General features: G+C 65.5%; 18 protein-coding genes and 3 tRNA genes. 13 read left to right on the top strand and 8 right to left on the bottom strand.

The genetic code is table 11. From position 1 onward, the window contains the following. The first annotated feature begins 9 nt into the window (after nucleotides 1-9). The 13 genes from CH42_RS10120 to clpX all read left to right on the top strand — a co-directional run bounded on the left by CH42_RS10120 (nucleotide 10) and on the right by clpX (nucleotide 11899). Nucleotides 10-795, top strand: coding sequence for an isoprenyl transferase (locus CH42_RS10120; protein ID WP_053353064.1), 786 nt, complete (start codon nucleotides 10-12; stop codon nucleotides 793-795). 20 nt (nucleotides 796-815) lie between these two features. After that, a complete protein-coding gene (gene dusB, locus CH42_RS10115; RefSeq protein WP_053353063.1) occupies nucleotides 816-2003 on the top strand; it encodes a tRNA dihydrouridine synthase DusB in 1188 nt (395 codons plus the stop codon). Next, a complete protein-coding gene (locus tag CH42_RS10110; RefSeq protein WP_053353062.1) occupies nucleotides 1996-3255 on the top strand; it encodes a deoxyguanosinetriphosphate triphosphohydrolase in 1260 nt (419 codons plus the stop codon). The genes dusB and CH42_RS10110 overlap by 8 nt, the downstream gene beginning before the upstream one ends. A gap of 99 nt (nucleotides 3256-3354) precedes the next feature. Beyond that, the gene (gene dnaG, locus CH42_RS10105; RefSeq protein ID WP_053353061.1) at nucleotides 3355-5370 is read left to right on the top strand and encodes a DNA primase; all 2016 of its coding nucleotides are present in this window, start codon (nucleotides 3355-3357) and stop codon (nucleotides 5368-5370) included. Nucleotides 5371-5463: 93 nt separating this feature from the next. Next, complete coding sequence (locus CH42_RS10100; RefSeq protein WP_053353060.1) at nucleotides 5464-6312, top strand: ATP-binding cassette domain-containing protein; 849 nt, start codon at nucleotides 5464-5466, stop codon at nucleotides 6310-6312. 82 nt (nucleotides 6313-6394) lie between these two features. Then, a tRNA-Asn gene (locus CH42_RS10095) sits at nucleotides 6395-6467 on the top strand. Nucleotides 6468-6548: 81 nt separating this feature from the next. Continuing rightward, nucleotides 6549-7097: a gamma carbonic anhydrase family protein gene (locus CH42_RS10090; protein WP_053353559.1), complete on the top strand. Its 549-nt coding sequence runs from the start codon at nucleotides 6549-6551 to the stop codon at nucleotides 7095-7097. A gap of 75 nt (nucleotides 7098-7172) precedes the next feature. Next, a tRNA-Gly gene (locus tag CH42_RS10085) sits at nucleotides 7173-7246 on the top strand. 164 nt (nucleotides 7247-7410) lie between these two features. Beyond that, nucleotides 7411-7488, top strand: a tRNA-Pro gene (locus CH42_RS10080). A 56-nt stretch (nucleotides 7489-7544) separates the two neighbouring features. Next, a complete protein-coding gene (gene tig, locus CH42_RS10075; protein WP_053353059.1) occupies nucleotides 7545-9056 on the top strand; it encodes a trigger factor in 1512 nt (503 codons plus the stop codon). Between the two features lie 144 nt (nucleotides 9057-9200). Continuing rightward, nucleotides 9201-9815, top strand: coding sequence for an ATP-dependent Clp protease proteolytic subunit (locus tag CH42_RS10070; RefSeq protein WP_275575617.1), 615 nt, complete (start codon nucleotides 9201-9203; stop codon nucleotides 9813-9815). 26 nt (nucleotides 9816-9841) lie between these two features. Then, nucleotides 9842-10513, top strand: coding sequence for an ATP-dependent Clp protease proteolytic subunit (locus CH42_RS10065; RefSeq protein ID WP_053353057.1), 672 nt, complete (start codon nucleotides 9842-9844; stop codon nucleotides 10511-10513). A gap of 114 nt (nucleotides 10514-10627) precedes the next feature. Further along, nucleotides 10628-11899, top strand: a complete 1272-nt coding sequence (gene clpX, locus CH42_RS10060; protein ID WP_053353056.1) for an ATP-dependent Clp protease ATP-binding subunit ClpX — start codon at nucleotides 10628-10630, stop codon at nucleotides 11897-11899. 37 nt (nucleotides 11900-11936) lie between these two features. On the opposite strand, the gene CH42_RS10055 is transcribed toward clpX, so the two are convergent. The 8 genes from CH42_RS10055 to CH42_RS10020 form a co-directional block, all read right to left on the bottom strand. Then, nucleotides 11937-12509: a histidine phosphatase family protein gene (locus tag CH42_RS10055; protein WP_075205334.1), complete on the bottom strand. Its 573-nt coding sequence runs from the start codon at nucleotides 12507-12509 to the stop codon at nucleotides 11937-11939. 3 nt (nucleotides 12510-12512) lie between these two features. Next, a complete protein-coding gene (locus tag CH42_RS10050; protein ID WP_156322532.1) occupies nucleotides 12513-13133 on the bottom strand; it encodes a hypothetical protein in 621 nt (206 codons plus the stop codon). A 9-nt stretch (nucleotides 13134-13142) separates the two neighbouring features. After that, nucleotides 13143-13469: a hypothetical protein gene (locus CH42_RS10045; protein ID WP_053353053.1), complete on the bottom strand. Its 327-nt coding sequence runs from the start codon at nucleotides 13467-13469 to the stop codon at nucleotides 13143-13145. Nucleotides 13470-13471: 2 nt separating this feature from the next. Further along, a complete protein-coding gene (gene valS / locus CH42_RS10040) occupies nucleotides 13472-16066 on the bottom strand; it encodes a valine--tRNA ligase (protein WP_053353052.1) in 2595 nt (864 codons plus the stop codon). A 128-nt stretch (nucleotides 16067-16194) separates the two neighbouring features. Beyond that, nucleotides 16195-16698: a GyrI-like domain-containing protein gene (locus CH42_RS10035; RefSeq protein ID WP_053353051.1), complete on the bottom strand. Its 504-nt coding sequence runs from the start codon at nucleotides 16696-16698 to the stop codon at nucleotides 16195-16197. A 125-nt stretch (nucleotides 16699-16823) separates the two neighbouring features. Next, entirely contained in the window at nucleotides 16824-17723 is a 900-nt protein-coding gene (locus tag CH42_RS10030; protein WP_053353050.1) for a glycine betaine ABC transporter substrate-binding protein, read from the bottom strand. A 55-nt stretch (nucleotides 17724-17778) separates the two neighbouring features. Further along, nucleotides 17779-18684 carry an ABC transporter permease gene (locus tag CH42_RS10025; protein ID WP_053353049.1) on the bottom strand — a complete coding sequence of 302 codons (906 nt, stop codon included), beginning with the start codon at nucleotides 18682-18684 and terminating at the stop codon, nucleotides 17779-17781. After that, on the bottom strand, nucleotides 18684-20015 hold the full coding sequence (locus tag CH42_RS10020) for a quaternary amine ABC transporter ATP-binding protein (RefSeq protein ID WP_193392091.1): 1332 nt from the start codon (nucleotides 20013-20015) through the stop codon (nucleotides 18684-18686). Before CH42_RS10020 ends, CH42_RS10025 begins: the two co-directional genes overlap by 1 nt. Between the last annotated feature and the right edge of the window lie 320 nt (nucleotides 20016-20335).

Raw genomic sequence — 20335 nt, 5'->3', positions numbered from 1 at the left:
CTGGCAGGCATGCACTCCGCGCCCACCACGCTCGTTCCGGTCGATTGGACCGGAGAGCAGCCGCCGCAATTCGCCGGACCGGCCCCGAAGCACGTTGCGATCGTCATGGACGGCAACGGACGGTGGGCGAATCGGCGCGGCCTGCCACGAGTCGAGGGCCACCGCATGGGGGAGCAGGCGCTGCTCGATGTCGTCGCCGGAGCGATTCAGGCGGGCGTGCGGCATCTCAGTGTGTACGCCTTCTCGACCGAGAACTGGCGGCGCTCGCCCGACGAGGTGCGGTTTCTCATGGGGTTCAATCGCGACGTGCTGCGTCGACGGCGTGCGCAGCTCGACGCCTGGAACGTGCGCATGCGCTGGGCCGGTCGACGACCCAGACTCTGGGGATCGGTCATTAGCGAGCTGCAGGCCTCCGAGCGCGCGACCGCGAAGAACACCGGGCTCACCCTCACCATGTGCGTCAACTATGGCGGTCGGAACGAGCTCACCGATGCGGTGCGAGAGATCGCGGCGGAGGTGCGCGCCGGGCGTCTGTCGCCGAACGGCATCACCGAGCGCACGATTGAGCGCCACCTGTATGTGCCTGAACTCCCTGACGTCGACCTCTTTCTGCGCAGTTCGGGGGAGCAGCGCACGAGCAACTTCATGCTGTGGCAGTCGGCCTACGCCGAGATGGTGTTCCAAGACACGCTCTGGCCCGATTTCGGGCGGCGCGAGCTGTGGGAGGCGATTCGCATCTACCATGCCCGCGACCGTCGCTTCGGCGGCGCGGTCGACACGCCCACCGCCTCCTGATCTGCGAGAATAGAGCGGATATGACTTCCCAGACTCTCGGTGACGCCCGCCTGCGCATCGGCCCGCTCGCACTCGACGTGCCGGTCGTGCTCGCACCCATGGCCGGCATCACCAACACTGCGTTCCGTCGACTGTGCCGAGAATACGGCGCCGGCCTGTACGTCAGCGAGATGATCACGAGCCGTGCGCTGGTCGAGCGCACGCCCGCGTCGCTGCGTTTGATCAAGCACCACGAGAGCGAAACGCCTCGATCGATTCAGCTCTACGGCGTCGATCCGAAGACCGTTTCCGAGGCGGTGCGCTTTCTCGTCGATCAAGACCTGGCCGACCACATCGATCTCAATTTCGGCTGCCCGGTGCCCAAGGTCACGCGCAAGGGTGGCGGCTCGGCGCTGCCCTGGAAGAGTGATCTGTTCCGCGCCATCGTCGAGGGGGCCGTGCGCGCCGCGGGCGACATCCCGCTTACGGTGAAGATGCGCAAGGGCATCGATGAGGATCACCTCACCTACCTGGACGCCGCGCGTGCGGCGGAGGGTGCGGGCGTCGCCGCCATTGCGCTGCACGGTCGTACCGCAAATCAGTTCTACTCGGGTCACGCCGATTGGAGCTCGATCGCGACGCTCAAGGAGACGATCACCAGCGTTCCCGTGCTGGGCAACGGCGACATCTGGTCCGCGGAAGACGCGATCCGCATGGTTCGCGAGACCGGCTGCGATGGTGTCGTCGTCGGCCGTGGTTGCCTGGGACGCCCCTGGCTGTTCGGGGATCTCGCCGCGGCGTTCCGCGCCGAAGCCGGCGAGATGAGCGCGTCGGAGGCCGAGGCGGCGATCGCGAAGCCGCCGCTCGGCTTCGTTATGGAAGCCATGCGTCGCCATACCGAATTGCTGGTCGAGTTCTACGACGACGATGAACCGCATGCCTGCCGCGACATTCGCAAGCACGTCGCCTGGTATTTCAAGGGCTATGGTGTCGGCGGCGATACGCGCCGAGCGCTGGCTGCGGTCGAGTCGATCGCGCATATGGACGAAATCTTCGCCACGATGGACGGCTCGATGCCGTATCCGGGTGAGGGAGCCGAAGGGCAGCGCGGTCGCGCGGGCAGCCCGAAGCGCGTTGTGCTGCCCGATCGTTGGCTCGAGAGCCGCACCAGCGAAGGCATTGACTACGCCGACCTCGCCGAGGCCGAGCGAGACGACTCCGGTGGGTGACCCCGGGCTGCCCATCGGGTACGACCGAGCAGACGCGGAACGCTACGTTCCGGAGTCACACGGCGGCGGTCGCAGCGATTTCGCCCGCGATCGCGCGCGCGTGCTGCACTCCAGCGGCTGGCGTCGGCTCGCCGCCAAAACGCAAGTGCTCAGCCCGACTGCGGGCATCGATTTCGCGCGCAACCGCCTGACGCACTCCCTTGAAGTCGCGCAAATCGGACGCGAGCTCGCCGTCGCCCTGCATCTCGCACAAGACGTGGTCGATACGGCCTGCCTCGCCCACGACCTCGGTCACCCGCCCTTTGGGCACAATGGTGAAAAGGCCCTCAACGAGTGGGTCGCCGATGCGGGCGGGTTCGAGGGCAATGCGCAGACATTGCGCGTGCTGGCCCGGCTGGAGCCGAAGCGGTTCGATGCCGACGGTCGCAGTGTGGGGCTCAACCTGACGCGGGCGACGCTCGACGCGAGCTGCAAGTACCCGTGGAGTTTGGCTGAAGCGGAGCCCGGCAGCGCGAAGTTCGGATACTTCGCCGACGACGCTCCCGTCTTCTCCTGGCTCCGGGCGGGCGCTCCCGAGCGGCAGAAGTGCGCGGAGGCGCAGGCCATGGACCTCTCGGATGACATCGCCTACTCCGTGCATGACTTCGAAGACGCGGTGGTGAGCGGTTTCATCGATCCTGAGATCTTGACCGCACGCTCCGGGCACGACGGGCTCATCACCGACGTCTCCGAGTGGGCCGACGGCTCGTTCTCGCGCGACGAGCTGGGTGCTGCGTACGATCGAATCGCAGAAACTTCGAACTGGCTCACCCGATGGGATGGCACGCGCGCTCATCAGGCACAGCTCAAGAATTTTACGAGCGACATGATTGGGCATTTCGCGCGCGGCTCGATCGCTGCGACCCTCGAGTCCGCTGACGGGGCTCCACTCGCTCGGTACGGCGCCTCGGTGATCGTGCCGCGTGAGATTCGAGCGGAGATCGCCGTGCTCAAAGGCATCGTTGCGGCGTTCGTGATGGCCAGCGGTCGACGGCAACCGACCTACCGCCGGCAGCGCGAGCTGCTGAACGAATTGCTCGACGTCCTGTGGCAGACCGGCGACAGCGAGCTTGAGCCCGCATTCGCCGCTGATTTCCGTGAAGCGTCGGACGACGCCGGGCGGAAGCGCGCCATCGTCGATCAGGTGGCCTCGCTCACCGATCAGTCGGCGATCGCCTGGCACAAGCGACTCTGCGACATCCCGCTCGTGTGACGCGACCGGCACCGTGCCGCGCGCTGCACCGAGCGGGGCATGCGCGGGGAGCGTGCGGGCGCGCTCAGGAGCGCGTCGTGCGGCGCTAGACTCTGCCCTATGGCAGGCAGGATTCGGGCGAGCGACGTTGAGGAAGTGAAGCGGCGCACGAATCTCGCGGATCTCGTCGGCGACTACGTCACGCTGAAGAACGCCGGCATCGACTCGATGAAGGGGCTCTGCCCGTTCCACGATGAGCGGAGCCCGAGCTTCCACGTGCGCCCAGCACTCGGGTATTACCACTGCTTCGGGTGCGGCGAGTCGGGCGACGCGTTCACCTTCGTGCAGCGCATGGACCACCTCACGTTCGCGGAGACCGTCGAGCGCCTGGCCGCACGCATCCACTACGTACTGACGTACGAAGAAGGTGGGTTTCAGCGCGAGGATGGGCCGAATCGGGCGCGTCTGCTCGCGGCGAACCAGTCAGCTGCGGCGTTCTTCGTGGAGCAGCTGCAGAGCGACGAAGCCACGACCGCACGCGAATTTCTCACGGCCCGCGGGTTCGATGCGGCCGCGTGCGCGCACTTCGGTGTCGGCTACGCCCCGCGAGGGTGGGACGGCATGACCGGGTATCTTCGCGCGCAGGGCTACACCCCGCAAGAGCTCGTGCTCTCCGGGCTCGCTTCTGAGGGCCAGCGTGGTGCCTACGATCGTTTCCGCGGCAGGATCGTGTGGCCGATCCGCGATACGAGCGGCCAGACGCTCGGCTTCGGTGCTCGCAAGCTCTACGACGACGACAACGGTCCGAAGTACTTGAACACCCCCGAGTCTCCCGTCTACCACAAGTCGCAGGTGCTCTACGGACTCGATCTTGCGAAGAAGGCGATCTCGCGGGGCAAGCGCGCCGTGGTGGTCGAGGGGTACACCGACGTCATGGCCTGTCACCTCGCGGGCATTGAAACCGCCGTTGCGACCTGTGGCACGGCATTCGGCAAAGACCACATCGCGGTACTTCGCCGCATCATGGGCGATGATTCTGCAGCCGAGGTCGTGTTCACCTTCGATCCCGACGAAGCCGGCCAGAAGGCCGCGCTGCGCGCATTCAGCGAAGAGAAGCGGTTCACCGCGCAGACGTACGTCGCGGTCGCTCCGGAAGGTCTCGACCCCTCCGACCTTAGGCAGCATCGCGGGGATGAAGCCGTGCGCGAACTGTTCACGCGCAAGGTGCCCCTGTTCGAATTCGCGCTGCGACAGGCGATTGCGCGATTCGACCTGAATAGCGTCGAAGGGCGCGTCTCGGCACTCCGGGAGGCCGCACCCATCATCGCGGAGATCAAAGACGCCTCGCTTCGACCCGGGTACACGCGCGAGCTCGCACGCATGCTCGGTGCAGAATTGGGGGAGGTGCAGCAGGCCGTGCGCGGCGCGGAGCGGTCCCCGCGGCCGCAGCCGCGCACCGGCGGTGGCGCGCAACAGCGCGGGCAGCAGCGTGGGGCGCCTGCCCGTCAGCGCGTCGCCGCGCAGGCCTCTGGCCCTGGCGACCCGTATGGGGACTCACTCAGCGATGCGTTCGGGGGGGACGACCCCTACGGCACTGCAGGCGACCCCTACGCCAGTGGTGCGGGGGGCGCAAGCTCCGAACCTCAGGCACCACGCCGCATCAGCGTGTCCATGTTGCACAATGCCTCGACAACGCGCCTCGAACGCGACGCGATCATTGCGATGCTGCAGCAGGGCGACAGTATCGGCGCGGACCTGCTGCAGCAGGCCGTGACCGCGCAGGTCTTCGAACCCGATCTGCGCATCGTGCGCGATGGGTTGGCAGTCGGCCTCTCACAGCTCGGTTCTCCCGGCTGGCTCGACGCGGTGATCGCAGCCGTTCCCGAGACGCATCACGGGTTGGTGCGTGAGCTCGCGATGGTGCCACTGCCCATTCCGCAGAGCAAAAGCGAACAGCTGGCCGCCTACTCCAGAGACGTCGTGGTCTCACTGCTCGATCGGGACCTCGTTGAGCTGAAGCGCGAATTGCTCGCACGGCACCAGCGACTCGGTGATTCGAGCGATCCGCGCGCGCGACGCATCCAGGAGCAACTGGTGGCGCTCGAGGCTGCGCGGCGCAGCCTGCGCGATGAATGAGCAACGTGCCGGGAAAATTCCTGGACCGAACTCGCACATGCCCTAGGCTTTCGACAGCCGCAGGACGCCGCGAACCCCGGAGGAGTTTCCAGGATGCCCCAGCCCGTAGTCGATGCCGATCCCACGATCCGCGTCTCCGATCTCTCACTCTCGTACCCGGCGCACGCTGGCGGTCGGGAATTCGAAGCGGTCGAGGGCCTGACGTTTGAAGTCGCGCGCGGGAATGTGATCGCACTGCTCGGAGAGAGCGGCTCGGGGAAGTCGACACTCACGCGGTTTCTCGCAGGTCGGGCGCTTGATGCAAACGAGAAGTCGTCGCGCATCAAGCTGACGGGCGGCGAAGCCACGGTGATGGACGTACCGATGAAACGTCTCGGCCGTCGAACCAAGGCACGACTCACCGCCCATGTCGGGCATCTCGCGCAAGACGCGGGGGCGACGCTCACGCCCGAACTCAATGTCGGCGACATCCTCTTCGAACCGATCGTCGAGCGCAGCAAGCACTTCGACCGCGAGTCGCTCGGCGAGCGCATCGCGGAGATGATGGACATCGTGGCGATGCCGCTCGCGAAACTCCAGGAGTATCCCTACGAACTCTCAAAAGGTCAGCGTCAGCGCGTCGCGGTGATCCGGTCGCTCATGCTCGACCCGAGCCTGCTGATCGCCGACGAGCCGACCCTCGGCGTCGACGCGAACAATCGACCCAAAATCGTCGAACTGTTGCGCTGGTATCGCGAGCGCACGGGAGCGACGATGCTGCTGATCAGCCACGACATCGGAATGCTCGAAGCGTTGGTGCAGGAGGTGCTCGTGATGCAGCAGGGTCGCTTTGTCGGCCGCGGAGACATCAACGAGATCTTCCGCAATGCGGATCACGGCTATGTGCAGCGCCTCGCTCAGGCGTTGCGCGCCACCGCATACGACGAAATTGCGGACGAGTAGAGGCCTGCGAATCGCCCGGGCCGGTTCGATTTGCACTGCTCGTTTCGAGCTTGCTAACCTTATGGGGTTGCAGACGCAATGATCCCCTGTAGCTCAGTTGGCAGAGCGCTTGACTGTTAATCAGGATGTCGCTGGTTCGAGCCCAGCCGGGGGAGCGACCACAGCCCTTACCATTTCGGTAAGGGCTGTTCGCATTTTTCGGGGAGGTGCTTCCCACTCAACGATGGGATTCGATGATGACCGAGAACCCCAATCTGCACGGACGCGTCATTGCGGTGGCACCGTACGGCGCGCCCGAGATCCACGAGTCCACCTGGGTGGCCCCGGGAGCCGTGGTGGTCGGCAACGTGCAGATCGCTGAAGATTCCAGCATTTGGTACAACGCGGTCGTGCGCGGGGATTCTGATGCCGTGCGCATCGGGGCGCGCACGAACATTCAAGACGGCGCCGTGGTGCACACGCAGCGCGGCGACGCGGCCATCATCGGCGATGACGTGTCGGTCGGTCATCTCGCGATGATTCACGGCGCGATCATCGAAGCGGGGTGTCTGATCGGCATGCACGCGACGGTGCTCACGGGTGCCGTCGTCGGAGCGGGGACCTTGGTCGCCGCGGGGGCTATCGTGCCGCAGGGCATGGTCGTCCCTCCGAACTCACTGGTCGTCGGGGTACCCGGTCGGGTCGTACGGGAGTTGAACGCGGACGATCGCGAATCCGTGCGCCAGAATGCGGCGCGATACCTCGAAACCACGGCGCATCATCGAGACGCGACACGCGCCGAATAAGCCGCCGTTCGAACACTCGCCACGAATGCACTATGCTCAGTGGGGTGCTTCGGCACCACGTGCTGCACGTAGCGCGGGGATGTAGCTCAATGGTAGAGCCTCAGTCTTCCAAACTGATTACGCGGGTTCGATTCCCGTCATCCCCTCCACTTCTCAGGCCCCGCTCCGGCGGGGCCTGTTGCGTTGCCGGAGCCATCTACACGCATGCTGACACTCGGAGCTGCATCAGGTGCACTCGTTCAGTCAGTGTTTCGGCTAGACTTGCTCGGGTTGTGCGCGTTCGCGCGCCATCACACGGGACACCCGGGTTCACCGGGGCGTAGCTCAGCTTGGCTAGAGCGCCCGCTTTGGGAGCGGGAGGTCGCAGGTTCGAATCCTGTCGCCCCGACCAGGGTCCGCCGGCCCGAAACCGGCATCCGATCGAAATTCAGATGATGAGAGGCCAAATTGCCGAAGACGACAGCTGAGAAGCTCACTGCCACCCGCGCCAAGCTGAGCGTGGAGGTCACGCTCGACGAGCTGGAGCCGTACCTCAAGCAGGCGTACAAGACCATCTCCGAGCAGGTCTCGATCCCCGGTTTCCGTAAGGGCAAGGTGCCCGCGCCGATCATCGATCAGCGCGTCGGCCGCGAGGCCGTCATTCAGGAGGCCGTCAACGCCTCGCTCAATGACTTCTACCAGTCCGCGATCGCAGAGGCAGAGGAGCGCCCGATGGGTCGCCCCACCGCTGACGTCGCCCAGTGGCCAGACGCGAAGGACCCGAAGAGCACGCTCGAGCTGGTCTTCGAGGTCGAGGTGCGCCCCGAGTTCACGCTGCCGAAGTACGCCGGCATCACGCTCACCGTCGACAACGCAGAGGTCGACGAAGCTGCGATCGAAGACGAGCTGACCAAGCTGCGCGAGCGCTTCGGCACCCTCGTGACCGTGGATCGCCCGGCCAAGTCCGGCGATTTCGTTGAGCTCGATCTCACCGCAACCATCGACGGCGTCGAGGTCGATCAGGCCAGCGGAGTCTCTTACGAGATCGGCGCAGGCAACCTGCTCGTCGGCACCGATGAAGCGGTTGAGACGCTCACCGCAGGTGAGACCACCAACTTTACGTCGCAGCTGCTCGGCGGCGAGTACGAAGGTCAGGACGCGGAGGTCGAGCTCACCCTGACCGCTGTCAAGGAGCGCGAGCTCCCCGAGGCCGACGATGAGTTCGCGCAGCTCGCGAGCGAGTTCGACACCATCGCCGAGCTTCGCGACAGCCTCAAGGATCAGGTCTCGAAGGCCTCGGTCTTCGCTCAGGGCCAGCAGGCACGCGACCTCTTCACCGCGACGCTGATCGAGCAGGCCGGTATTCCCGTGTCTGAAGAACTCGTCGAAGAAGAGGTGCACCGCCACCTTGAGAGCGAAGGCCGTCTCGAAGACGATGAGCACCGCGCTGAGGTGCGCAAGTCGTCTGAAGAGCAGATCCAGTTGCAGCTGCTGCTCGACGCCATCGTCGAGGCCGAGGGGGTCACGCCCACGCAGAACGAGCTCTCGCAGTACATCTTCCAGTCGGCACAGCAGTACGGCATGGAGCCCACGCAGTTCCTCCAGGCCATCAGCCAGGGCAACCAGATGGGTGTCATCCTCGGCGAGGTCACGCGCAACAAGGCACTCGCAGTGGCGCTGGCGCAGGCGACCGTCGTCGATCAGGCCGGCAACACCGTCGACCTGAGCGAGTTCACCGCGGTCGATACCGATGACGAGTCGGGCGACTCCGCGGAGAGCTCAGACGAGGCCGAGGCCGCTGCAGCACCGGCGAAGAAGAAGCCCGCTGCCAAGAAGCCGGCCGCGAAGAAGGCCGCAGCTGAGCCCGCCGCAGACGATGAGGAAGCCAAGAAGGCTGCCCGCTCGGCCGCCGCGAAGAAGGCCGCTGCAACCCGCGCAGCCAAGAAGGCCGCTGCTGAGGCAGCTGAGGGCGACAAGTAAGTCGCACCAACCGGTCTCCAACGATCCCCCGTCTCGGTGAGAGACGGGGGATCGTTGCGTCTCCGGAGGTTCTCAGTCGTCGAGCACCACCATGCGCCCACGGCGAACACGACTCCCGTGCGGCCCGCGAATCGGTACGCTCGAATCAAGCAACAACGAATGGAGCGCCGCATGGCTGAACAGACGCCACCGAACAGTGTGTTCGAGCGACTGCTGAAGGATCGCATCATCTGGCTGGGGTCGGAGGTGCGCGATGACAACGCGAACGAGATCTGCGCGAAGATCCTCCTGCTCGCGGCGGAAGATCCGGAAGCAGACATCTACCTGTACATCAATTCGCCCGGCGGCTCGATCACCGCTGGCATGGCCATCTACGACACGATGTCGTTCGTGCCGAATGACATCGTCACCGTCGGTATCGGCATGGCGGCGTCGATGGGACAGTTCCTGCTCACCGCGGGCACCAAGGGCAAGCGCTACATCACCCCGAACGCGCGCGTGCTCCTGCATCAGCCCCACGGCGGCTTCGGCGGCACCGCGAGTGACATCCAGACGCAGGCGCAGCTCATCACCTCGATGAAGAACCGCCTCGCTGAGATCACCGCGGCGCAGACCGGAAAGTCGGTCGAGCAGATCAACGAAGACGGTGACCGCGATCGCTGGTTCACGGCCGATGAGGCGCTCGAGTACGGCTTCATCGATTTCATTCGCGACTCCGCCTCCGACGTCGTCGGCGGCGGCGGCACGAGCAGCAACTGACGAGACGGACAGGAAGAATCGACTCGATGAATACTTCATACGCACCCCAGGCCGGCGGCTCAGGCCTGCAGATGCCTGAATCGCGCTATGTGCTGCCCTCTTTCGAAGAGCGCACCGCATATGGATACAAGCGCCAAGACCCCTACGCCAAGCTCTTCGAGGATCGCATCATCTTCCTCGGAGTGCAGGTCGATGACGCATCCGCCGACGATGTCATGGCGCAGTTGCTCGTACTCGAGAGCCAGGACCCCGAGCGCGACATCACCATGTACATCAACTCGCCGGGCGGCTCGTTCACCGCGATGACGGCCATCTACGACACGATGCAGTACATCCGTCCGCACGTGCAGACGGTGTGCCTGGGTCAGGCGGCGTCGGCTGCAGCGGTGCTGCTCGCCGGCGGTACCCCGGGTAAGCGACTCGCACTGCCGAACGCACGCGTGCTGATCCACCAGCCGTCGAGCGGCCAGGGCGGTCACGGCCAGGCATCAGACATCGAGATTCAGGCGCGCGAGATTCTCCGCATGCGTGAGTGGCTTGAGGAGACGCTGTCGAAGCACTCCAAGCGCAGCATCGAAGAGGTGAACCGTGATATCGATCGCGACAAGATCCTCAGCGCACAAGAGGCTTTCGAATACGGCCTCGTCGATCAGGTGCTGACGAGCCGTAAGAATCCGCAACCGGTGATCGCACAGTAGTATTCCGGAGCCCCGGGGGTGACCCCGGGGCTCCGGCGTGCCGCCCATCAATGTCGGAGGCTCCCGCTAGTCTCGAAGACACCGGATCAGACCGAGTAGGTGAAGGAGCTCCGCATGGCGAAGATCGGCGAAAGCAGCGAGCTGCTGAAGTGCTCCTTCTGCGGCAAGTCGCAGAAGCAAGTGCAGCAGCTCATTGCGGGCCCGCAGATCTACATCTGCGACGAGTGCGTCGCGCTCTGCAATGAGATTATTGAAGAGCGGCTCGCCGAGCACCAGGCGCCAGAGACCTCAGATTTCACGCTGCACAAGCCGCGTGAGATCGCCGACTTCCTCAACCAGTACGTCATCGGGCAAGAGCGTGCGAAGCAATCGCTCGCCGTCGCGGTGTACAACCACTACAAGCGCGTACGAGCGTTGTCCACGCTGGCGAGCGCCGAGGTGGCCTCCGAACAGGTTGAGATCGCGAAGTCGAACATTCTGCTCATCGGTCCGACAGGGTGCGGCAAGACCTATCTGGCGCAGTCGCTTGCCCGGCAGCTCGGCGTGCCCTTCGCTGTCGCCGATGCGACGGCGCTGACCGAGGCCGGGTACGTCGGCGAAGATGTCGAGAACATCCTGTTGAAGCTGCTGCAGGCGGCTGACTTCGATGTGCAGCGAGCCGAGACCGGCATCATCTATATCGATGAGATCGACAAGATCTCGCGCAAGGCGGAGAACCCTTCAATTACCCGAGACGTGTCGGGGGAGGGCGTGCAGCAGGCGCTCCTCAAGATTCTCGAGGGTACGGTCGCCTCGATTCCTCCGCAGGGCGGTCGCAAGCATCCGAACCAGGAGTTCATCCAGCTCGATACGACGAATGTGCTTTTTATCGTCGCGGGCGCCTTCGCGGGGTTGGAAGACATCGTCGGCTCGCGACTCGGAAAGGGCGGTATCGGGTTCGGTGCGCCGGTGTCGAGCAAGCGAAACGACGACCAGCTCTTCTCGCAGGTGCAGCCCGAAGACCTGCACAAGTTCGGTCTGATTCCCGAGTTCATCGGCCGCCTTCCGGTCGTGGCGACGGTCGATCCACTCGACGTCGATGCGTTGACCCGCATTCTGACCGAGCCGAAGAACGCGCTCGTGAAGCAGTATCAGCGCATGTTCGAACTCGACGGAGTGAGTCTTGAATTCGAAGACGCCGCTCTCGAAGCCATCGCTGAACAAGCAGTTGAACGAAAGACCGGCGCACGTGGACTCCGGGCTATTCTTGAGGGCATTCTCGGCCCCGTCATGTTCGAGGTGCCGTCAGATGGCGACATCACCAAGGTGATCGTCACTCCGGAATCAGTCGCGGGTGACGCGGCTCCGCGCATCCTTCAATCGCGCGGCGGCCTCGAGATCGCCTAAATCGAGTCGCCGTCGCATTGCCGTCGGATTGTCTCGCTCACATCGCCAGTGAAACGCCGGCGACAGTATCGACGCTCCACCTTCCGTCAGCGTCTCGACTGAGCATCGACATCTCCACGTTTCCGATACGCGGGATGTGCTCGACCCGGGTTCCGGCGACGTGCGCCAAAAGATGCCGAATGAACGACCCGTGCGAAACGGCGAGTACTCGCTGTTGAGGTCGACACTCCGCAATGCGCTCCAGCGCCCTGCTGGCGCGCGCAGCGACGGCTTGTGCGCCCTCCATGTCCGGGTACTGTCGATCAGGCCAACGCTCGAGCGCTTCCGCCGGCGATATACCCTCTGCTGCGCCAAATGAGCGCTCGACGAGTTCTGCCACTGGGAGCACTGCACCTAGCTTGAGCTGATTCGCGAGCACCTCAGCCGTCATCGACGCGCGAGTCAGCGGGCTCGACACCACCGCGTCCCAAGGTTCGCCGTCGATGAGTGCCCTCGCCAGGTCAGAGGCCTGCGCTCGTCCGGCTGCGTTGAGTGGAATATTGGTGCGACCCTGCATACGGCCGGCCACGTTCCAATCAGTCTGGCCGTGGCGGATAAGCGCGAGTCGCACCGACTACCCTGCGCGTTCGAGGTCGTAGCTCAACAGCACCGAGCCATCGTCGTTCGGAATCAGCAACGCGTCGACGCTGAGCCCGGCCCCGTCGAGGTGCGCTGAAATTCCGCCATCGCCCGATTCCTCCGATGCCGACACGGTGAACCCACTGTGCGAGATGACGCTCTGCCACAGCGCGTCAGCATCAGCGCGATCCGGCGCACGCAGTACGACGAACCAGGCACTCGCTGAACGCTCACCCGCATCGTCGACCGTCGCTCCGGCGGGCACGACGAACTGAGTGCTCGGGAACGAGGCAGGGAGCACCGCCGATTTGCCATCGCCGCCGCCGGGAATGCCGGTCTCCTCCCAGCTGCCGCTCCCATTGCCGCCTTTCGCGGTGCTGTCGGCTGTAGCGTGGGCGTTCGCGTCGTCTGCGGATTCTCCCGTGTTCTCGGACGCACTGTCACTCGAGGCATTGGTGTCTGACGGTGCACGCGTCGAAGTGCTCGAAGTCGTCGGGTCCGAAGAGCCCTGCTCTGCAGTGGGTTCAGGGGCGCAGCCGGCGAGCATGCCGGCCACCGCCGCACTGGTCGCGAGCAGCACCGTTACACGAAGTGTCACGGGTGGTCGTTTCGTCATGCGCACTCCTCAGCTCAACCAGTCGTCTTCGTCGTCGTCGAGATGCTCGCCGTGACCTGCTACCGACAGCGACGAGCCACTGACAGGGTCCGGTGCCCCTGCACGATCTGCCGGGGACGCACCAGGGAGTGCGCCGCTCAGCACACGACCGCGCGCGTCGAGCCCGACGAAAGCGAGATCGTCGAGCACGCAGCGCGGCCGGCCCTCGAGCCACGTCAGCGTCCAGGAATCTGCGTTCGGATGTGCCGACTCCTGGTGAGCAATTGCGGCATGCAGCAGCGGGGGCACGCCGCGGTGCGGGGTCGCCCCCGTCTGCCATCGCGCCCCCAGCTGCATGTTTAGGCCTCTACCGGCGCGAGCTGGATGTCGGCGACGACCACGCCCGAGGCGTCGTCGTCGGACGCTACGAGCTGCAGTTCTGCGATGCGGCCAACGGCCGCGAGATCGACCGAGGCGGATTCGAGGCGGGGCAGGTCAGCGGCGGGCGCCTGAATGACGGCGACGGAGACCGGCGTCTTCTGCGAAGCCTTCGCGGCGGTCTTCGCACCACGGATGCCGACGAGTGCGCCACCAACGAGCCCGAGCAGCCCGGCATCGGCACCCTCGCCCGCGAGATCGGTCGCTTCGGCGGTCACCGGCCACGCGGCTTGGTGCACCGATCCCTCGCCGAACCATGACCACACCTCTTCGGTCGCGTACGGCAGGAACGGAGCCAGCAGCCGCACGAACACCGAGAGCGAGGTGCGGAGTGCGGTGACCGCCGAGGCCTGCGTCTGGCCGCTGCCGTTGTGCGCGCGCTCCTTCACGAGCTCGAGATAGTCGTCACAGAACGTCCAGAAGTAGGACTCGGTGAGCTCGAGCGCTCGGGCGTGATCGTAGTTCTCGAACGCGCGGGTCGCGTCATCGATTACGGTGGCGAGCCCCGCGAGCACCGAACGGTCGAGCGCCTCGGTGACGGTGCCCGCGCCAGACGCGTCGAAGCTCAAGGTGAACTTCGCGGCGTTCAAGAGTTTGATGGCGAGGCGGCGACCGATCTTGATCTGCGTCGGATTCTGCGGGTCGAACGCCGCGTCGGTACCGAGCTTCGCAGAGGCCGCCCAGTAGCGCACGGCATCTGAGCCGTGCTGGTCGAGCATGCCCGCGGGGGTCACCACGTTGCCCTTCGACTTCGACATCTTCTTGCGGTCGGGGTCGAGGATCCACCCCGAGATGCCCGCGTGCTGCCAGGGGAGCTGACCGCTCTCGAGTTCTGACCGCAGCAGCGTCGAGAAGAGCCACGTGCGGATGATGTCCTGGCCCTGGGGGCGGATGCTGTAGGGGAAGACGAGATCGAAGAGCTCGGGGTCACGCTCCCACCCGCCCGCAAGCTGCGGGGTGAGCGACGACGTCGCCCACGTGTCCATCACGTCGACCTCGCCCTGGAAGCCACCCGCTACGCCGCGCTGATCAGCGGTGTAGCCCGCAGGCACATCACTCGACGGGTCCACCGGAAGCTGCTCGACTGCGGGAAGAATCGGCTGATCGAAGACGGGGTTGCCTTCGGCATCGAGCGGGTACCAGACCGGGATCGGCACGCCGAAGAAGCGCTGGCGCGAGATCAGCCAGTCGCCCGACAGGCCCTCGACCCAGTTCTCGTAGCGCACGCGCATGAAGTCGGGGTGCCACGACAGTTCACGACCGTGTGCCAGCAGCCGCTCGCGCAGGGATTCGTCACGCGCACCGTTGACGATGTACCACTGACGGGTCGAGACGATCTCGAGCGGCTTGTCACCCTTCTCGAAGAACTTCACGGGATGCGTGATCTTGCGGATGTCGCCGACGAGCTCGCCAGACGCCTGCAGTGCCTCGACGACCGTCTGCTTGGCACTGAAGACCGTCTTACCCGCGATATCCGCGTAGGCGGCGATGCCGGCCTCGCTGGTGATCGCTTCGGGGGCTTCGGCGATGATACGCCCATCGAACCCAAGGATCGCGCGGTTCGGCAGGTTGAGTTCGCGCCACCAGATGACGTCGGTCACATCGCCGAAGGTGCAGATCATGGCGATGCCGGTGCCCTTGTCCTGCTGCGCGAGGTGATGCGCGACGATCGGCACCTCGACGTCGAACAGCGGGGTACGCACGGTGGTGCCGAACAGTGGCTGGTACCGCTCGTCGTCGGGGTGCGCGACGAGCGCGACGCACGCGGCGAGGAGCTCGGGGCGGGTCGTGTCGATGAGGATGTCGCCCGATCCGTCTGACTTGTGGAACGCCAGGGTGTGGTAGGCGCTCGGCTGATCGCGATCTTCGAGCTCAGCCTGCGCGACCGCGGTGCGGAACGTGACGTCCCACAGCGTCGGCGCTTGAGCCTGATACGCCTCGCCACGCTCGACGTTGCGGATGAACGCGAGCTGAGAGGCGCGCAACGACTCGGGGCCGATGGTGCGGTAGCTCTGCGTCCAATCCACCGAGAGTCCGAGGGTGCGCCACAGCGCTTCGAACTGCTGCTCGTCTTCCTCGGTCAGACGCTCGCACAGCTCGATGAAGTTGCGGCGCGAGATCGGCTGCTGATCCGCCGCCTTGATGCTCTTGCCGTCGCCGCCCTCGTGCGGAGGCACGAATCCTTCGACGTAGGGGAGCGTCGGGTCGCAGCGCACACCGTAGTAGTTCTGCACGCGTCGCTCGGTGGGCAGGCCGTTGTCGTCCCAGCCCATCGGGTAGAAGACGTCTTTGCCTTGCATACGCTGATAGCGGGCGACCGTGTCGGTGTGGGTGTACGAGAAGACGTGCCCCACGTGCAGCGAACCCGAGGCGGTGGGCGGCGGCGTATCGATGCTGTAGACGTTCTCACGCGTCGCGCGCTCGCGCGGGAAGGCGTACGTGCCCTGCTGCTCCCAGACCGGGCCCCACTTCGCTTCGAGGCCTTCGAGTGCCGGCTTGTCGGGAATCGCGCTCATGCGTGGGGCTCCGCTTCTCGATCCCGTGACATCGCGGGATCGGGGTTCGATGTGGACGGCACCGCGTGATCGTGCGGCAGATTTCGCTGCACTGGTGCCTGATGGTGTGACGTCCAGCTTACCCGGAGTCACTGAGCACGGAGCGGCACTCCGAGCAGTGTTTCATTCAGTGCCGGGTCGCCGCCCGGCTCGGGTTCGGTGAGGTACTGCTCCCATGAGATATCGCCGGCCGTCTCGCCCGCGGCGACGATCCATTCGTGCAGACGCTGATATCCCGGACCGATACCTGAGTAGTCGCCGCGCACGAGCAGCGTCGCCGTGCGGGCTGCGGGGATCGTTTCCGACGACACGGCCGCATCATCCGGGTCGCCGAGCTCCGCGAGCGAGCACGCGATCGGCACGGCAACGGACAGGTCAAGGCCGGCCGCCGTCGGGTTGCCATGCACGACCGCCATCGGGGGAGCGGCGGGGGCGCCCCCGAGGCGTTGGAGCGCGCCGAAGAGCGTCGGGTACGCACGATCGTAGAACGACGGCAAGTGATCGAACGGAACGGTCTCGCGCACCACGATGAGGTGTGTGAGTGGCAGGTCGCGGATCTCTGGCTCGGGTGCTGCTGCAGGGGACGTACTCATCGGGTGCCTCCTCGGTGCCGATCGGGCCGGATCCGCCCGCCGTTTCGATCCTAAACGCCGCGCGCGGGCCGACCCCGGGGAGCTTCCCGTGAGTCGGCCCGCGCGCAGCGTACCGAAAGCATCGCTCAGCTGGCGATCAATCCGGGGTAGGCGTCGCCGTACTCCTCGAGCCACGCGTCCACGGCGCCCTCGGGGTCGTTCTTGTACTCGTCGCCGGTCACGAGCCCCTCGAGTGCGCCGTAGGCCTCGTCGTCGAGCTTGATCTTCGCGATGTAGTCGGCCACCTCGGGCATATCCTCCGCGAAGCCCTGCTTCGCGAGGAAGTGCAGCGCCTCCGGGTCGCCCATCGCGCCCTTGGGGTCGGCAAGATCCTTCATGGGGAAGGCGTCGTTCGCCCAGAAGGGACGCCACAGGGTCACCACGACGTCTTCCTGGCTCTTGATCTTGTCTTGCAGCGTCGCAAGCATCGTGGCGGTCGACGAGGTCACGAGCTCGTAGTCCGAGTCGAGGCCGTACTCCGGCATCGCCACTTCCTGCGTCTGCTTCGTCAGGCCCGCACCGGGCTCGATGCCGATAATCTGGCCGTCGAAGCGCTTTGCGTCGCCCGCCAGATCTTCGATCGAGTCGATGTCGACGTAGTCGGGCACCGCCATCGTGAGCACCGCGCCGTCGTAGTAGGCGCCGAGGTCTTCGATGTCGCTCGAGTACTGCTCCATGTACGACGCGTGGGTCACCTCGGGCCAGGCGGAGGGGTAGATGTCGAAGTCGCCGCCGGCGAGTCCCGCGTAGAGCACGCCTGCCTCGGTCAGCTCGTCCATCTCGACCGTGTAGCCCATCTTGCCGAGCTGGTCTTCGAGCAGGTAGGCCGTGCTCAACCCGTCGGTCCACGCCGGCAGGTAGCCGAGCTTGACGGTGCCCTTGTCGCCGCCATCGGCCGATCCGCCGTCGCTCGAGCACCCCGCGAGGGCCAGGGAGGCCGCGGCGCCGAGGGCAATGACTCCGGCAATCGTTCGTTTCTTCTGCATCGTGCGTCCTTTCGTGCGGCGCACCGGAGTGCGCCAAATGGGAAGTGAGTTGTGGTTAGGCGGCCTTCGCCACGGTCTGCTTGCGTGCGGCATCCCGTCGGCGGCGCAGCGTGCCCAGCACGGAGCGGGGGTAGTCGCCGGGGTTGCCGAGGGCCGCCGTGACGCGGTCGAGAAAGACGGCGAGGATCACAACGCCGAGGCCGGCTTCGACGCCCTTGGCAGTGTCGAGCGTCGAGATCGCTGCAACGACCTCCTTGCCGAGGCCGTTGGCGCCGGTGATGCCGGCGACGACTGCCATGGAGAGCGCCAGCATGATGACCTGGTTGATGCCGGCCATGATGGTGGGCGTGGCGAGGGGGAGCTGGATGCCGCGGAGGATCATGCCGGGAGCCGCGCCGAAGGCGTATCCGGCCTCGACGGTCTCGGAATCGACGCTCCGGATGCCGAGCTCGGTGAACCGCACACCCGGCGCCACCGAGAACAGCACGGTGGCGAACACGCCCGGCACGAAACCGACGGTGAAGAACGTCACTGCGGGAATCAGGTACACGAAGGCCGGCATCGTCTGCATGAAGTCGAGTACCGGCTTCAACACGGCACTGAAGGTGTCGTTTCGCGCCGCCACGATGCCGAGCGGCACCGCGATGACGATGGCGATCGCAGCGGCGATCAGCACGAGTGCGAGCGTGAGCATCGCGTTCTCCCATTGATCCATGGCGACGATGAGCAGCATCGTCACCAGCGTGCCGACCGCGAGCTGCCACGATCGCACGACCCAACCGATGAGGGCGAACACGACGATGAGCACGATGGCGGGCACGGAGGTGAGACCGTCGGCGAGGCCCTCGACCAAGAACTTGACGATAATCGTGATGACATCGAGGAGCCCGTCGAAGGTGTCCTTGATCCAGTCGAGGGCCGAGGCGACCCAGTCGCCGAGCGGAATGCGGAACCCGTCCATCAGCGCACCTCCTCAGTTCCGAAGGCGAGATCTTCGGCGGCATCGGCCTCCGAGGTCTCGCCGAGTGTTGCGGTAATCATGTCGGCGGGAATCGTCGGCGTCGGTTCGATGACCGGAATCTCCGTCGTGACGGCGGGGAGGTCGGTGAGCGCTGCGAGCAGCGTGACGCGAGGCACCACGCCGATGAGGCGATCCTCATCGTCGGTGACGGCGACCGGGAGCGGGCTTTCGACCGCGAGCTCGAAGAGTTCGGAGATCAACTGCTCACGCTTCACGATCGACGGCGTCGGGCGCAGTCGTTCGGTGATGTCGGTGCCGCCTTCGCGCACCTGACGGAGCACGTCCTTGTCGCGCACGACACCGAGCAGCTTCCGCGACCCGGTGGTGACGAAGCAGGCGGACGTCTGTAGATCGCGCATAGTGCGCAGCGCCGTCCGGGGTCCGGAGCTCGCCGGCACCACGGCGCGCGGCGGTTCCATGACGTCGCCGGCGGTCAGCACGCGAGCGCGGTCGACGTCTTGCACGAACTGGGCGACATAGTCGTTCGCCGGATCGGTCAGGATGTCATTGGGGGTGCCCACCTGCACGATCCGGCCGTCGCGCATGACGGCAATCCGGTCGCCGAGGAACATCGCCTCGTTGAGATCGTGCGTGATGAAGACGATCGTCTTGTTCAGCTCTTGCTGCAGCTCAACCAACTGCTCCTGCATCTCGCGTCGGATGAGCGGGTCGAGCGCCGAGAAGGCCTCGTCCATGAGCAAGATGTCGGTGTCTGCGGCGAAGGCGCGGGCGATGCCGACGCGCTGCTGCATGCCGCCCGAGAGCTCACCGGGGAGGCGATCCTCCCAGCCCGAGAGTCCGACGCGCTGCAACCAGCCGCCAGCGCGTTCGCGGCGCTCGGCCAGGCCGACGCCCTGCAACTCGAGCCCGTACGCGACATTGTCGAGCACGGATCGGTGGGGCAACAGGGCGAAGTGCTGGAAGACCATGGACATTCGGTCGCGGCGGAGCTCGCGGAGATCGGATCCACTGAGGCCAACGACCTCGTTCCCGAATACGGTGATCGAGCCGTCGGTCGTCTCGTTCAGGCCGTTCAACATGCGAATCAAGGTCGACTTTCCTGAACCGGAAAGCCCCATCACGACAAAAATCTCGCCCTGGGTCACGGTGAAACTGGCGTCGATCACCGCTGCGGTTCCCTGAGCGCGAACCTCGTCGCGCGTCGCGCCCTTCCGGAGGCGCTTCACCACTTCCTTCGGGCGGCGCCCAAACACCTTGTACGCATGTGACACCTCGATTGCGGGTGATGCGGTTGTACTGGTCACTCTCAACTCCTCGTTTCGTGGCACGACGAAATCGGAGGCACGCCAGATACAGCGACGGGAACGCGGCAGTTTTCGCGCGCGTCTCGCCCGGCGGCCTCACAATTGGCCAGTTGTCTATTGCGGAGACGGAGCCGCCCGTGACACTCCGACGCATCGGGTACCGAATCTCGGCAGAATTTCCCCGGCGCGATTTCGGAGGTCTGGCACGCGGCCGGCCTCAACGCTGCTTCGACGCTAACAACGTGGTGCACGGATGTGCAAGGCACAGAGGGCAGAAACACGCCCGGGATACCGAGTTATATATGGCTTGATCGGGAATTTCGCAT

This window comes from Leucobacter musarum subsp. musarum, assembly GCF_001273845.1.
Lineage (GTDB): Bacteria > Actinomycetota > Actinomycetes > Actinomycetales > Microbacteriaceae > Leucobacter > Leucobacter musarum.
This window is presented reverse-complemented; position numbering and strand designations above follow the sequence as displayed.